Source organism: Ancylobacter sp. TW_SC_1 (assembly GCF_056836805.1).
Map to the genome: position 1 here is coordinate 3,141,029 of NZ_CM166365.1, position 14,110 is coordinate 3,155,138.

Below are 14,110 nucleotides of genomic sequence, written 5' to 3' on the forward strand. Positions count from 1 at the left end.
ATTTATACAAAAATGAAGAGCCAACTCTGTCAAGCGTTGGGCATGATTCAGTCTGCACAAAATATGAGCTTTTCTGCCTAAAATACATATTTCACTAGGTTTCGCGGTTCGCCGCTATGCGTGGGCGCGGCCAATTTTATGGAAATGTACCGTCCTCACTCTCACGCCCGGCCTTGTCGAAACGTCCAATCATATTGTATGAGACGATGTACTTCATACAAATGCGGTGCTCGATGGCGCGCAGTTCAAGTCCGAACCGGGTTCGCTTGGCGAACCAGATTCTCGAAACCATCCGGGACGGTCGTTTCGAGACCGGCCACCATCTGCGCGAACAGCAGCTCGGCGACCTGCTGCAGGTCTCGCGCACGCCGGTGCGTGCCGCGCTGGCACTGCTCGCCGAGCATGGTGTCGTGGAAGCGCGCAGCAACAAGGGCTTCTTCCTGAAGGCAACGCCGGAGGAGTTGCACCGCTTTAGCCTTGAGGTGCCCTCGACGGCCGATCAGGACCTCTACACCGACATCGTCAATGACCGCCTCGCCGACCGGCTGCCGGCATCCTTCACCCAGGCCGAGATCGCCCGGCGCTACGATGTCGACCGCATCCTGCTCCAGCGCACCCTCTCGCGCCTCGTCGATGACGGGCTGCTGGAGCGCAATGCCGGGCGGGGCTGGACCTTCCTGCCCACGCTCGACACCGGCCTCGCCCTGCAGAACAGCTATGATTTCCGCCGCATACTGGAGCCGCAAGGCCTGCTGCTGCCCACCTTCCGGCCTGACCCAACCGCGGTGGAGCGCCTGCGCATCCAGCACCATTATCTGGAATCGCATCCCCGCATCGCCTCGGTGGATGCGAGTCTGCTGTTCGACACCGACGCGTATTTTCATGAAACCGTCGCCGGCTTCAGCGGCAACGTCTTCCTGCTCCAGGCGATCCAGCAGCAGAACCGGCTGCGGCGCCTGCTGGAATTCGGCGGCTATGTGAACCGTCGCCGCGTGCGCGACTGGTGCCGCGAGCATTGCGCCATCCTCGATGCTATCGCCGCCGGCGACGCCGCCACTGCGGCTGAGGCGATGCGCACCCATCTCGGCAACGCCTTCCAGGCGGTGCCCTCTTTTGCCGGCAAGGCCGCGCGAGACTGAGCCGATGACCCTGATACTCATTGTACATGCGACCCCGCTGCCGGCGCTCGACGGACTCATCGCCGGCGTTTACGCCGCCGCGCGCGGCGCGGAGCTGGTGACGCTGACAACCGGCGGCGCCGGTCATGGCCGCTTTGATTGCGTGCTGCATGTGCTCGCCCATGGCGAGTTGGCGCCGAACGGCCTCCTCTGGGCCGAACGCGCCGCCGACCACCCCTTATCCGCCCCGGTTGACCGCGGCGCGGTGGTGCGGTTGCCCGGCACCGTCGTGGTGCCGATCAACCCGATGCTGCCCGCCCAGCAGGAGGCCCACGCGCGTCTCCTCGTCACCGCCGAGCGCGCCGGCCGGCCGGTCGAGATTTTCGAGGTTGCGGAGGACGGCGACGAACTCGTGCTGCGCCCGGCGCAGGGCGGCGAACCCGTCGGGCGCTGGCGTCGCGACGCCTATGGCCGGCCACAGCCGGCGCAGGCGCCCGCCGCCCCCACGCTAGAGCTCACGCTGCGCGTCCTATTGGTGGGCAGCGAGGCGGACCAGCGCGAGGTCTATCCCGCGACGATCGCCGCCCTTGGTGATGCCGCCGAGGCGCTGGGCGTCGGGCTCGCGCTATCCTTCGCCGATCCGCGCGAGGAACAGACCTGGGAGCGCCGGCTCGACGAGGTCGACGGGCTGGTGCTGCCCGGCGGCTCCGACATGGAGCAGGTGCGCGGCCAGATCGACGCCGCGCGCGTCGCCATCCGCCGCGATGTGCCCACCGTCGGCCTGTGCCTCGGTCTTCAGACTATGGCGACGGCGGTGGCGCAGGAAATCTGCGGGCTGAACGACATCAACCTTGCCGAGGCCGACCCGGACGCGCAGACCAAGTCCTTCGTGCGCCTGCACGACGCCCATGGCCGCCCCATGCACCGGCTCGGCGTGCTGCCCTGCCGCCTGCTGCCGGGTAGCCGCCTCGCCGTGCTGGCGGGAGCGGAGTGCATCGATGTGCCCTACAACCACCGTTTCGTGCTCGATCCCGCGCTGGAACCGCGCCTTGCGGAGGCCGGCCTCGTCGTCTCCGGGCGGCAGGCGGAGAACGAGCATGCCGACGCCATCGAGATGCCGGCGCTGCGCTTCTTCCTCGCCATGCAGGGCCACCCGGAGCTTGCGAGCCGGCCCGGCCAGCCGCCCCCCCTGCTCGCCGGCTTCCTTAAAGCCCTGGCGCGATGACACTCACGACGCAAAGGATAAGCTGACGATGGATCTCGGATTGAACGGCCGCACGGCACTGGTGCTTGGCTCCAGCCGGGGGCTTGGCGAGGCCATCGCCCGCACACTGGCGGCGGAGGGTGCGCGGGTCATCATCAGCGGCCGTGACGCGGCACGGGTGGACAGCGTGGCGGAGGCGGTCCGCGATGCCGGCGGGCAAGCCGAAACGCTGACCATCGACCTCGCCGATCGGGCCAGCGTCGAGGCCGCGCTGGGCCAACTCACCGCACCGGACGCCTGGCCGATCGACGTGCTCGTCAACAATTCCGGCGGCCCGCCGCCCGGTCCGGTGGCGCAAGCCAATGCCGCGCAGTGGAGCAGCAGCTTCGAGGCCATGGCGGGAGCGCTTTTCACCCTTACTGCCGCGCTGCTGCCGGGCATGCGAGCGCGGGGCTTCGGGCGGGTGATCAACCTCGTCTCCTCCGGCGTTGTGCAGCCCATTCCGAATCTCGGCCTGTCGAATGCGCTGCGCGCGGCCGTCGTCGGCTGGGCGAAGACCATCGCCGGCGAGGTCGCCAAGGATGGAGTGACGGTCAACTGCGTGCTCCCGGGCCGCATCCACACCTCGCGGGTGGACGAACTCGACGCCACCGCCGCCAAGCGCTCGGGGTCAACGCCTGAAGAGGTAGCTCACGCTTCGCGGGCAACCATCCCGATGGGCCGCTATGGCGACCCGCAGGAATTCGCCGACGTGGTGGCGTTCCTGGCCAGTGTCCGCGCCAGCTATGTCACCGGCGCGCAAATCCGCGTCGATGGTGGCTTCATCCGCAGTGTTTGAACGGGCCGCCGTTATCCCGTGAGGCGATGACGCGGGACGTGCGGTGATTTGGTGCTTACCGACAGGGGGGACAAAGTACCGGCCCCTCGACGAGGCGTTCCTTGGTCATTCGCTTCTGGTTCCTCACGACAGGATCACGAATGCGGGCGATATCGTAACGGTCGTGGCAATCAGATTCTCTGACGTCCAAGGTGTCTCGCCGACCAGCGCTCAACTCTGCGCAGTGAGGCCCCGGGATTTGAGACCGCTTTCCAACGCCACCTAAACGGCAGCGATTTCAATGATATACGTGTTCGCAGTTTCACCTTGATCGGCGCGCCAGGCTTTTATCGTATTCATATGTAATTGATTTTGTTCAACAATCATTGACACGAAAATGAACTTGTATCTCAGCCGAACCCCATCGATGCGCCCACAAGTGTCATGTGAGTCTGCGGCAGAGCGACTCATCAGGCGCAAGCTCATGAACGGCTCTCCGACATCCCCGCCGGCGTGAGCCCTAACTCCGGAATTTTCCAGCCCCCGCTGGACCAGATTCGGAGAGCATCTCAGGAAGAGTGCAGCGACGGTTCCAGCTTTTCGATCCGCGCTCTCTCCACCGCCCGTGCCTTGAGCGCCTCCTCCAGTGTTACCGCTGAGAAGCGTACGGCTTGGTGCGGCTGCAATTGCCCGATCAGATCCATGTCGGCCGAGATCACCGTGCCGATCATGAAATAACCACCGCCCGACACCGCGTCGCGGTGGAGCACGATCGGCTCGGTACCGCCGGGAACCTGGATCGAGCCATAGGGATAGCAGCTGTCGACAATGTTGGAGGGGTCGGACCCGGCGCCGAAGGGCTGTTCGCGCGGTACGAAGTCCAGCTTTTTGCCGCAGCGGAAGCGATAGCCGATGCGGTCCGCTTCCGGTGCCACCTTCCAGGTGTCCTCGAAGAAACCGGCCTGTGCATCTTCGGCTATGCGATGCCAATAGAGGCCCGGCACCACCCGGATCTCCATCCCGCCTACCTGAACCGGCCGGCGTGAGGAGGCCGGAAACGTTGCGCCCTCGCGCCCGCGCCCGGCCGGCATGCCGAGTGGCACCACGTCGCCAGCCTTCAAAGCCCGGCCCTCGAAGCCGCCCAACGCCCCCAGCGCATAGGTCGAGCGCGAGCCGAGGACCTCAGGCACGTCAATGCCGCCATTGATGGCGATATAGGCCCGCGCGCCGGCCCTCAGAAAGGCGAAGGACAACACCTGCCCGGCCTTCACGGCGAAAGCGCTCCACAGCGGCTGCTCGATGCCGTCAAGCCTGGGCGGCAATTCGGCACCGGTCACCGCGATGAGTGCGTCGGCGTTGAAGCGCAGCTCAGGTCCAAGGAATACCGCTTCCAGTCCGGCCGCGCCGTCGGGATTGCCGACGAGCCGGTTGGCGGCGATCAGCGCGAAGCGGTCCATGGCGCCGGAGAGCGGTAGGCCGAGATGATAATAGCCCGGCCGCCCGAGGTCCTGCACGGTGGTGGCGAGGCCGGGCTTGACGACCTCGAAGGAGCGCTCAGCCATTGAGGGCCTCCAGCAGCTTGGCGTTGGTGCCGTCGGGATCGGCGGTGAAGGCGTCCAGCGAGAAGGTCACCGGCGCGATCTTCGGCTCGAAGGTTCCCGCGTCGATCGCCGCGACGGTGGCGTCATATTCAGCGCGGTCGATGGCGCGGAATTTGATGATGTCGCCGGGACGGAAGATCATCAGTTCCTGGAGATAGCTGATCTGTCCGCTGGGATCGTAGATCGGCATCGGCGTGACGCCGAACATCTGGTAGCCGCCGGCGCCGCGCACCGAATAGATGCAGCCGAAGCAGCCGCCATGGCCGATGGTGAGGCGCGGCGTGTCGGTGCGCGGGCGCAGATATTTCGGCACCTCGATCTGTCGGGCCCGCTCCACCAACTGGTAGGTGAAGGGCAGGCCGGCGACGAAGCCGACCATGGAGACGAACCAGGGCGCCGCGGCATGGGCTTCGATGAAGCTCGCGACGTCGGCATAGTTGTTCACCCGCGCCGCATATTGCAGGTCGGTCGAATCCGGATCCTGATGGCGTTCGCGGAAACGCATCAGCGTCTCGTTGGTCCACGGATCGTCATAGAGCACCGGGATCTCGATGATGCGCGTCTCGATGGTCTTCTCGGCGCTCTCGGCCGCCGCCTCGAAGCTTTTCAGCGCGGCCATGAGGTCCTGCGGGGCGATGATATCCGGGTCGAACTTGATCTGAAACGAGGCGTTGGCCGGACAGATCTCGGTGACGCCGGCGATGCGGCTCTCGCGCACCGCATTGGTCATGGAAAGGCTTTTGAAGAAGGCCTCGAGCGACATCTCCTCGTCGACCTCGACGAAGATGTGCTCGTCGCCACCGAATGAATAGCGCATCTGCATCCCGGTCGGTCCCTCAGGCTGGCGTGGCAATGATGGGTGAGGCCGGCACGGCCAATGGCGCATCGGCGAGCCATTCCTCCAGCCAACGCGTGTGAAACATGCCGGTCCGCACCGCCGGATCGGCAGCGAGGGCGCGGTGCAGCGGCGCGGTGGTCGGCAGCCCCTCGATCGTCAACTCACTGAGCGCCCGGTCGAGCCGGCCGATCGCCGCCATACGGCTCTCGTCATGGGCGATGAGCTTGCCGAGCAGTGAATCGTAGAAGGGCGGCACGGTATAGCCGGCATAGAGCAGCGTATCGAAGCGCACACCGAAGCCGCCCGGCACGGCAAGCGCTCCCACCGTTCCGGGAGAGGGGCGGAAATCCGCGACCGGATCCTCGGCGCAGATTCGCGCCTCGACCGCGTGGCCCTTCAGCGTGATGTCCTCCTGACGGTACATCAGCTTCTCGCCCATCGCGATCCGGATCATCGCCCGCACAAGGTCGATGCCCGTCACCATTTCGGTGACCGGATGCTCCACCTGGATGCGGGTGTTCATCTCGATGAAGAAGAACTCGCCGGTGGCGTCGTCGAACAGATATTCGAGCGTGCCAGCGCCCCGATAGCCGACGCGCGCGGCCAGCCGCACCGCCGAGGCGCACAGTGCGGCGCGCTGCTCGGGGCTCAGGCAGGCGGCGGGTGCCTCCTCCCACACCTTCTGGCGGCGGCGCTGCAGCGAGCATTCGCGCTCGAACAGGTGGACGGCGTTCTCGCCGTCGCCCAGCACCTGCACCTCGATGTGCCGGGCGCGGCCGATGAAGCGCTCGAGATAGAGCCCACCATCGCCGAAGGCGGCTCGTGCCTCGCCGCTCGCCTGCGGGAACAGCGTGATCAACTCCGCCTCGTCGCAGGCGACGCGGATACCGCGCCCGCCACCGCCGGCCGCAGCCTTGATCATGACGGGATAGCCAATGCGCACAGCCGCCGATTTCGCCGTGTCGAGATCGGCGACCACACCTTCAGTGCCCGGCACGGTCGGTACGCCGGCCGCCTGCGCCTCCTGCCGGGCGCGCGCCTTGTCGCCCATCTGGCGGATGGTGTCGGGCCGTGGGCCGATGAAAACGAGACCGGCCTCCTCCACCTGCTGGGCGAAATCGGCGTTCTCGGAGAGAAAGCCATAGCCCGGATGCACCGCATCGCAGCCGCTCTCCAGCGCCGCGTGCACCACCGCTTCCTTGTTGAGATAGGATTTGCTGGCGTGGGCGGGGCCGACCGGCGCAACGGCATCGGCGAGCCTGGCGGCCAGCATGTCGCCGTCGGCGGCGCTCACCGCCTGCACCGTACGCAGCCCCAGTTCGCGGGCCGCGCGGATGATGCGCACCGCGATCTCGCCGCGGTTGGCGATGAAGATCGTCGAGACGCCCATGGTCAGGCGTCGAGATCGTAGAGGGGCTGGCCGGCCATCACCGCGTCCTCGTTTTCCACATGGAACGCGGTCAGCCTGCCCGCCTCCTCGGCGACGACCGGCGTGAAGGACTTCATCACCTCGATCAAACCGATCGTATCGCCCACCGCAACCGCATCGCCTTCCAACTTGAAAGGCGGCTCACCGGGCGAGGCAGCCCGGTAGAAGGTTCCGGGAAGCGGTGCCTGTATCGTCTTCGCCATCGCGTTACGTCCATCGAAGCTGCGGTTCATCGCTGCGGGAAGAGTTGCAAAAGACGCTACGATCGAGAAATAGCATTAAGGAATTTGGGACATCGGAAAATCAGATAGCATAGTCGAGCTTGGCTCTGCAGGCCGGCGCTGAGGGCACCGATGTCGATTTCGCTGAAGCAGATCCGCTACTTCGTCGCCGCCGCCGAGACCGGGCGGATCAGCCAGGCCGCCGTCGAACTCAATGTCTCGCAGTCGGCAGTCACCGCCGCCATCCAGCAGTTGGAGGCGATGCTCGGCGCACGGCTGCTCGACCGCACCCCCACCGGCGTGAGCGTGACGCTGGAGGGCAGCCGCTTCCTCTCCCAGGGACGGCAGATCCTGACCGCGGTGGCCGAGGCGGTGCGCGACGCCCGCCATTCGACCGACCCGATCTCCGGCACGGTACGTGTCGGTGTCACCTATACCGTTTCCGGCTATTTCCTGCCGCGCCACCAGATGCGCTTCCAGTCAAGCTTTCCCGGCATCACCATCGAATTGTTCGAGGCGCCGCGCTCGGTGGTGGAGCAGGCTCTGGTCGACGGCGCTCTGGATGTAGCGGTACTGCTCGTTTCCAACCTGAAAAACTGCGAAAATCTCGCCAGTCAGCTGCTGCTGCGCTCGGCGCGCCGGCTGTGGCTGGCGCCATCGCACCCGCTAACCCGGCCGGAGCGGGTGAGCCTCGCCGATGTGGCGCGCTACCCCTATGTCATGCTCACCGTCGACGAGGCCAAGCACACCGCCCTGCGCTACTGGAGCGCGCAGGGGCTGGAACCCAGCACCATCTTCCGCACATCCTCGGTGGAAGCCGTGCGCTCCATGGTCGGCGGGGGTATGGGCATCACCATACTGTCCGACCTCATCTACCGACCGTGGTCGCTGGAAGGTCAGCGCATCGAACTGCGCGATCTGTCCGACGAGGTGCCGAGCATGGATGTGGGCCTCGCCTGGCGGCGCGACGGCAGCTTCACCCCGGCGACCCGGGCGTTCTGCAATTTCCTGCGCTTCGCCGTGGCCGGCGACAGTGCCGGCCGCGCGGCGCCGTCGGAGGAACTGCGCAGCCGGATGAAGGACATCGAAAATTAAGATATCGACTTCCGCTTAATACGATTTGACGCTTGCCGCCTCGCTTCGTCACGCTTCGCACCGTCATCAGGCAAGTGGAGAGCGGGGCATGGGTGTCGTCATCAATTGCGACATGGGCGAAGGGTTCGGCCTGTATCGTTGCGGCGACGACGCCGGCATCATGCCGCATATCGATATCGGCAACGTCGCCTGCGGCTTCCATGCCGCCGACCCGATGGTGATGCGTGAGACGGTGCGCCTCGCCGTCGAACACGGCGTGGCGGTGGGGGCTCACCCCTCCTTTCCGGACCTGCAGGGCTTCGGTCGTCGTGACATGGCCATGACGCGCACGGAACTCGCCGCCTGCATCCTCTACCAGATCGGTGCGCTGAAGGCATTTCTCGACGACGCCGGCCTGAAGCTCAACCATGTGAAGCCGCATGGCGCTCTCTACGGTGCCGCCATGCGCCGGGAGGATGTGGCCCACGCCGTGGCCGACGCCGCCTTGGTCTATGGCGTACCGGTGATCGGCATGGCCGGCACCCTGCACGAAGAGATCTACCTTAGCCGAGGTCTCACCCTCATCTCGGAATACTACGCCGATCTCGACTACGATCACGCGGGCGCGCTGGTGATCACTCGCGAGCATCCGGCACGCGATCCCATGGAGGCGGCGCGCCGGGCGGTGCGGATGCTTGCCGAAGGCAAGGCGACAACCATCGACGGTCGGGACTTCGACATGAAGGCCGACACGATTTGCATCCACTCCGATACGCCGAACGCGGTAGAATTGGCGCGCATCCTGAAGGAGGCGGTGCAGCCTTGGCTTGCCTGATCGCGGGCCGTCGGCGCTAAAGCCTGGCAGACCGACCGGTTCCTGTGGGCGTGCCGCGAGGGAGCGTCGGCCTCAAACGTGCCTTTTGAACCCGCGCCGGCGCATTGTGGAAATGCGACGGTGGTGGCCCCCGGGGTGTCGCGAGGACGTCCCGCATTTGGATCGGAGGAGCGTGACATGCGTGCCAGCTACTCGACAGATCAGGCGGCGCCGATGCAGAGGCGCCAGTTCTGGAAGGACGCCGTCTCCAGCACCTATTTCCCCCTCGACCTGCGCTTCGGCTCCGGCGACAGCTTTTCCGGCAACCTCGGCGCCTGGTCGCTGGGGCCGGTCTCGGTCTCGCGCAATGTCTCGGATGGCCTGCTCTACCGTCGCCACGAGCGCCATTTGGTCGCCGAGCGCGAGGAGAGCTATCTCATCACCATCCCCGAGCTGGCCGAGATCCGCTTCGAGCAGGATGGACGGCAGGTGCAGTGCCGCCCGGGCGCGTTCCTGATCGAGCGCAGCCACCTGCCCTACGAGTTCAGTCATCGCGATCCGGCGGCGTTGTGGGTGTTGAAGGTGCCGAGCGCCGTGCTGCGCGCCCGCATCGCCCGCCCGGAACGGCTTGCAACGCTGCAGTTCGACGCAACCCGTGCGGTCGGCGCCATGTTCGTCGACATGCTGCGCCTGACCGGAGCCCGCATCGACGAGATGGACGAGCCGGCCCGCGCGCTGCTCGGCAAGCAGCTCACCGATCTGCTCGCCATGGCGATCGAGGCGGACGAGCGGGTGCTCACTGGAAATTCGTCCACGGTGCGTAACGCGCATCTGCACCGCTGCGAGCATTTCGTCCGCGCCCGGCTCGGCGACATGCGCCTTTCGCCGCAGATGGTGGCCGAAGGCTGCGGCATCTCGGTGCGCTACCTGCACCAGATCTTCGAGGCCGAGGGCATCACCGTCGGCGCCTATATCCGCAACCAGCGCCTGCTCGCCAGCGAGGCGATGCTGCGCGACCCGCACTGCCGCAAGTCGATCTCCGAAATCGCCTATGAATGGGGCTTCGGCGACCAGGCTCAGTTCAGTCGCAATTATCGCGCCCGCTTCGGTTGCACGCCAAGCGAGACGCGTGCCGCTTCCCGTACCTCCGCGAACTGATCGCGAGGGCTTTCCACCCCGCCCCAAGGTTCCGAGCATGCTCACAAATTCGCTGCACAGTCTGGACATCGCCCACCACATCCATCCCGTCACCAATCTGCGCCGGCATGAGCGGCAGGGGCCCATCGTCATCGACCGCGGCGCGGGCATCTATGTCTATGACGACGAAGGGCGGGAATATATCGAGGCGATGGCGGGGCTGTGGAGCGTCGGCGTCGGCTTCGGTGAGCCGCGCCTTGTGGCGGCGGCAACGAAGCAGCTGGAAAAGCTGCCCTATTACCATGTGTTCTCGCAGAAGGCGCACGCCCCCTCGGCGCTGCTCGCCACCAAGCTGGCCGAACTCGCGCCCGCCGGCCTGAGCCGCGTCTTCTTCACCAATTCGGGCGGTGAGGCCAATGACACCGTCATCAAGTTCGTCTGGTACTACAACAACGCCCTCGGCCGGCCGGAGAAGAAGAAGTTCATCTCTCGCGAGGGTGCCTATCACGGCATCACCATTGCCGCCGCCAGCCTTACGGGCCTGGCCGGCAACCAGAAGGGCTTCGATCTGCCGCTGCCTTTCGCCCGGCACGTCTCGCGCCCGCACTATTACCGCAACGCCCTGCCGGGCGAGAGCGAGCAAGCCTTCGTGGAGCGGCTCGGACAGGAACTCGAGGACATGATCCTCGCCGAGGGACCGGAGACGGTCGCCGCCTTCATCGGCGAGCCGCTGATGGGCGCGGGCGGCGTCATCGTGCCGCCCGAGGGCTACTGGCAGAAGGTGCAGGAGATCTGCCGAAAATACGACGTTCTCATCGTCGCCGACGAGGTGATCAACGGCTTCGGCCGGCTCGGCACCATGTTCGGCAGCGAGGCGCTCGGCATCGCGCCGGACATTCTCGTCTGCTCCAAGCAGATCACCTCCTCCTATCAGCCGCTTGCGGCCATCCTGATGAAGGATTCCATCTACCAGCCGATCGCCGCCTACTCCGAGGAACTCGGCGTGTTCGGCCATGGCTACACCACGGGCGCCCACCCGGTGGCGACCGCCGTGGCGCTGGAGAACCTCGCCATAATCGAGGAGCGCGGCCTCGTCGCCCGCGCCGCCGCGATGGGTGAATACATGCGCGCCGGCCTCGCCCGCTTCGCCGACCATCCGCTGGTGGGCGAGGTGCGCGGCATGGGCCTCATCGCCGCGGTCGAGCTGGTGGCGGACAAGGCGACCAAGGCGCGCTTCGATCCGGTCGGCAAGGTCGGGCTCCGGCTGTTCGACCGCGCGCACGACCACGGCCTGATCATCCGCGCCATCGGCGACTCGATCGCCTTTTGTCCGCCGATGATCATCACCGAGGCTGAAATCGACGAGATGCTGCGCCGGTTCAAGCTCACGCTCGATGATGTCACCGCCTGGGTCGAGGCGGGCATGCCGGACGCCTGACCCCTCACGGGATTTGCCTGCCCGGAACCGTCCGACAGCGTCCGCTGCAGACGCCCTCGCCTGCCGCCCATCCGGGCGGCGGGGCCTTGCGTTCGCCCCCCTTTCACTTGCCGCCGGCATGTCGACATGCGCCCTGCTCCGCACAACAGTGCCCAATCGCGAGGCAAATCCGGCCATCGCCTGGAAAATGGCCTGCATTCGCTCTCTGGCGCAAATCTTTCTGCGCTCAGCGCCAAGAGTGGTCGGCGCAAAGGACGTTTAATTCCTTCGATCGCTCTGACATTCCGCCGCCGACCGACTGGGGACGAGGGCCTGGATCACCGATCCGGCCGGCCGTTCGCCGGGGCATTGCGCGCGGAATGGGGAGCCCGTGCGAAAGGAAGCGCTGCCGTGCAGAATCTCCGCGTGGCCGTCGATGTGGGCGGCACCTTCACTGACATCTGCATCATGGACGAGGCGACTGGCCTCATCCGCATCGAGAAGACCTCGTCCACCAGCGATCCCATCGACGGGATCATGAGCGGGGTCGAGAAGGCCGGCATCGACCTCTCGCAAGTGGCGCTGTTCTCGCACGGCACCACGGTGGCGACCAATGCGTTGATCACCCGCCGCCTGCCGCGCGCCGCCGTCGTCTCGACCAAGGGTTTTCGCGACGTCATCGAGATCCGCCGCGCCAACAAGGAAGACCTCTGGGACGTCTATAAGGACGTGGTGCCGCCGTATGTGCCGCGCCGTGATCGGCTCACCGTGCCCGAGCGCATCGACGCAGCCGGCCGGATCGTCGAGGCACTCGACGAGGATGCCGCGCGCGAGGTCGCCCGCATCCTCAAGCGGCGCGGCGTCGCCACCATCGCGGTGTGCTTCATGAACGCCTATCTCAACGGCGCCAATGAGCAGCGCATGCGCGAGATCCTCAAGGAGGCGATGCCGGATATCCCGATCTCCATTTCCTCGCAGGTGTTGCCGGAGATCTTCGAGCATGAGCGCTTCTCCACCACGGTGGCCAATGCCGTGGTGAGCCCCGTCGTGGTCGACTACACCACGCGGCTCGGCGAGAGGCTCGCCGACGGCGGCTACACCCGCGATCTCCTGCTCCTGCACACGGGCGGTGGCGTGATGACGCCGGCCAGCGTGAAGGACTTCGCCGCCCGCCTCGCCGGATCGGGCATCGCGGCGGGCGCCATCGCCAGCCGCACCATCGCCTCGCTGTGCGGCTTTCCCAATTCCATCGGCCTCGACATGGGCGGCACCTCGACCGACGTGTCCCTCGCCTATGACGGCCAGTCGCGCGTCACCAAGGATTGGTACATCGAATTCGGCTACCCGATCCGCTTTGCCTCCATCGAGGTGATGACCATCGGTGCCGGCGGTGGCTCCCTCGCCTGGACAGATCCGGCCGGCGGACTGCGCAACGGCCCGCAATCGGCAGGCGCCTATCCCGGCCCGGCCTGCTACGGCAACGGCAACGCGCAGCCCACCAATACCGACGCCAACGTCACCCTCGGTCGCCTCGGCACCTCGCTGGCCGGTGGCAAGGTACAGCTCGACCCGGAGCTCGCCCGCTGCGCGGTGGAAGAAGGTGTCGCCAAGCCCTTCGGCCTCGGCCTGCACGAGGCGGCGGATGCCATCGTCAAGGTGGCCAATGCCAACATGTCGGATGCGGTGCGGCTCATCTCCATCTCGCGCGGCTATGACCCACGCGACTTCGCTCTGGTCGCCTTCGGCGGCGCTGGGGCGCTGCACGGGGTGGACGTCGCCCGCGAGCTGGCGATTCCCGTGGTGATCGTGCCGCCCAATCCGGGCGTCACTTCGGCGCTGGGATGCCTGCTCGTCGACATGCAGCACGACTTCTCGCAGAGCTGCATGGTCGCTGCCGACGAGGCCGACCCGATCGCCATCGAGGCGCAATTCGCCGAGTTGGAGAGGGAGGCAATGGCGCGACTGACGCATGAGGGCGTCGCCGAGACCGACATCGTGCTGCAGCGTTCCATCGACATGATGTACCGCGGCCAGTGGCGTTCGCTGGCGGTCAACGCGCCGCGCCCGATCGGCGCGATCGCCGACCTGGTGGCGAGCTTCCATGCCGAGCACCAGCGCGAATACAATTTCCGCCGCGACGACGCACCGGTGAGCTTCTTCCGCCTCAACCTCAAGGCGATCGGCGTGGTGCCGAAGGCCGAGCTCGCCGTGCATGCCCCCACCGGTGCCACGCCCGCACCGGTCTCGCACCGCCGCGTCTGGTTCGACGGAGAAGGGCTCGACACCCCCATCTACAACCGTGACGACCTGCCATGCGGCTTCGTTTTCACGGGGCCAGCCATCGTCGAGCAGCTCGATTCCACCACCGTCGTTCCGCCCGGCGCCCGCGCCGAGGTCGACAAGTTCCTCAACATCATCATCCGCGTGAAGGGCTGAGACG

13 protein-coding genes are annotated in these 14,110 nt (G+C 66.3%); 8 read left to right on the forward strand and 5 right to left on the reverse strand.

What is annotated here, in order from left to right:
* Positions 1 to 266: 266 nt before the first annotated feature.
* Genes AC1PZ7_RS14650 through AC1PZ7_RS14660 form a run of 3 tightly spaced genes read left to right on the forward strand, consistent with a single transcriptional unit; the run spans position 267 to position 3,160 of the window.
* Positions 267 to 1,139: a GntR family transcriptional regulator gene (locus AC1PZ7_RS14650; RefSeq protein ID WP_482355947.1), complete on the forward strand. Its 873-nt coding sequence runs from the start codon at positions 267 to 269 to the stop codon at positions 1,137 to 1,139.
* A 4-nt stretch (positions 1,140 to 1,143) separates the two neighbouring features.
* A complete protein-coding gene (locus AC1PZ7_RS14655; RefSeq protein WP_482355948.1) occupies positions 1,144 to 2,343 on the forward strand; it encodes a glutamine amidotransferase-related protein in 1,200 nt (399 codons plus the stop codon).
* A 28-nt stretch (positions 2,344 to 2,371) separates the two neighbouring features.
* Complete coding sequence (locus tag AC1PZ7_RS14660) at positions 2,372 to 3,160, forward strand: SDR family oxidoreductase (RefSeq protein ID WP_482355949.1); 789 nt, start codon at positions 2,372 to 2,374, stop codon at positions 3,158 to 3,160.
* A gap of 261 nt (positions 3,161 to 3,421) precedes the next feature.
* Here the strand turns inward: AC1PZ7_RS14660 and AC1PZ7_RS14665 are convergent, their stop codons facing one another.
* The 5 genes from AC1PZ7_RS14665 to AC1PZ7_RS14685 all read right to left on the reverse strand — a co-directional run bounded on the left by AC1PZ7_RS14665 (position 3,422) and on the right by AC1PZ7_RS14685 (position 7,210).
* A complete protein-coding gene (locus tag AC1PZ7_RS14665) occupies positions 3,422 to 3,625 on the reverse strand; it encodes a hypothetical protein (RefSeq protein ID WP_482355950.1) in 204 nt (67 codons plus the stop codon).
* Positions 3,626 to 3,708: 83 nt separating this feature from the next.
* Positions 3,709 to 4,701 (reverse strand): 5-oxoprolinase subunit C family protein, encoded by a 993-nt coding sequence (locus AC1PZ7_RS14670; RefSeq protein WP_482355951.1) that lies wholly within the window; start codon positions 4,699 to 4,701, stop codon positions 3,709 to 3,711.
* On the reverse strand, positions 4,694 to 5,563 hold the full coding sequence (locus tag AC1PZ7_RS14675; protein ID WP_482355952.1) for a 5-oxoprolinase subunit B family protein: 870 nt from the start codon (positions 5,561 to 5,563) through the stop codon (positions 4,694 to 4,696). Before AC1PZ7_RS14675 ends, AC1PZ7_RS14670 begins: the two co-directional genes overlap by 8 nt.
* A 13-nt stretch (positions 5,564 to 5,576) precedes the next feature.
* Positions 5,577 to 6,968 carry an acetyl-CoA carboxylase biotin carboxylase subunit gene (locus tag AC1PZ7_RS14680; protein ID WP_482355953.1) on the reverse strand — a complete coding sequence of 464 codons (1,392 nt, stop codon included), beginning with the start codon at positions 6,966 to 6,968 and terminating at the stop codon, positions 5,577 to 5,579.
* Positions 6,969 to 6,970: 2 nt separating this feature from the next.
* The gene (locus AC1PZ7_RS14685) at positions 6,971 to 7,210 is read right to left on the reverse strand and encodes an acetyl-CoA carboxylase (protein WP_482355954.1); all 240 of its coding nucleotides are present in this window, start codon (positions 7,208 to 7,210) and stop codon (positions 6,971 to 6,973) included.
* A 150-nt stretch (positions 7,211 to 7,360) separates the two neighbouring features.
* On the opposite strand from AC1PZ7_RS14685, the gene AC1PZ7_RS14690 reads away from it, so the two are divergent.
* From AC1PZ7_RS14690 to AC1PZ7_RS14710, 5 genes are all read left to right on the forward strand, one after another.
* Positions 7,361 to 8,323 (forward strand): LysR family transcriptional regulator, encoded by a 963-nt coding sequence (locus tag AC1PZ7_RS14690; protein WP_482355955.1) that lies wholly within the window; start codon positions 7,361 to 7,363, stop codon positions 8,321 to 8,323.
* A gap of 88 nt (positions 8,324 to 8,411) precedes the next feature.
* Complete coding sequence (pxpA, locus tag AC1PZ7_RS14695) at positions 8,412 to 9,137, forward strand: 5-oxoprolinase subunit PxpA (RefSeq protein WP_482355956.1); 726 nt, start codon at positions 8,412 to 8,414, stop codon at positions 9,135 to 9,137.
* 177 nt (positions 9,138 to 9,314) lie between these two features.
* Positions 9,315 to 10,274 carry an AraC-like ligand-binding domain-containing protein gene (locus AC1PZ7_RS14700; protein ID WP_482355957.1) on the forward strand — a complete coding sequence of 320 codons (960 nt, stop codon included), beginning with the start codon at positions 9,315 to 9,317 and terminating at the stop codon, positions 10,272 to 10,274.
* A 37-nt stretch (positions 10,275 to 10,311) separates the two neighbouring features.
* Entirely contained in the window at positions 10,312 to 11,691 is a 1,380-nt protein-coding gene (locus AC1PZ7_RS14705; RefSeq protein WP_482355958.1) for an aspartate aminotransferase family protein, read from the forward strand.
* Between the two features lie 390 nt (positions 11,692 to 12,081).
* On the forward strand, positions 12,082 to 14,106 hold the full coding sequence (locus AC1PZ7_RS14710; protein ID WP_482355959.1) for a hydantoinase/oxoprolinase family protein: 2,025 nt from the start codon (positions 12,082 to 12,084) through the stop codon (positions 14,104 to 14,106).
* Positions 14,107 to 14,110 lie beyond the last annotated feature (4 nt).

Coding starts and splice junctions, on each gene's coding strand:
- AC1PZ7_RS14655 (WP_482355948.1), top strand. CDS start 1,144: ATGACCCTGATACTCATTGTACATGCGACCCCGCTGCCGGCGCTCGAC.
- AC1PZ7_RS14660 (WP_482355949.1), top strand. CDS start 2,372: ATGGATCTCGGATTGAACGGCCGCACGGCACTGGTGCTTGGCTCCAGC.
- AC1PZ7_RS14665 (WP_482355950.1), bottom strand. CDS start 3,625: ATGAGCTTGCGCCTGATGAGTCGCTCTGCCGCAGACTCACATGACACT.
- AC1PZ7_RS14670 (WP_482355951.1), bottom strand. CDS start 4,701: ATGGCTGAGCGCTCCTTCGAGGTCGTCAAGCCCGGCCTCGCCACCACC.
- AC1PZ7_RS14675 (WP_482355952.1), bottom strand. CDS start 5,563: ATGCAGATGCGCTATTCATTCGGTGGCGACGAGCACATCTTCGTCGAG.
- AC1PZ7_RS14680 (WP_482355953.1), bottom strand. CDS start 6,968: ATGGGCGTCTCGACGATCTTCATCGCCAACCGCGGCGAGATCGCGGTG.
- AC1PZ7_RS14685 (WP_482355954.1), bottom strand. CDS start 7,210: ATGGCGAAGACGATACAGGCACCGCTTCCCGGAACCTTCTACCGGGCT.
- AC1PZ7_RS14690 (WP_482355955.1), top strand. CDS start 7,361: ATGTCGATTTCGCTGAAGCAGATCCGCTACTTCGTCGCCGCCGCCGAG.
- pxpA (WP_482355956.1), top strand. CDS start 8,412: ATGGGTGTCGTCATCAATTGCGACATGGGCGAAGGGTTCGGCCTGTAT.
- AC1PZ7_RS14700 (WP_482355957.1), top strand. CDS start 9,315: ATGCGTGCCAGCTACTCGACAGATCAGGCGGCGCCGATGCAGAGGCGC.
- AC1PZ7_RS14705 (WP_482355958.1), top strand. CDS start 10,312: ATGCTCACAAATTCGCTGCACAGTCTGGACATCGCCCACCACATCCAT.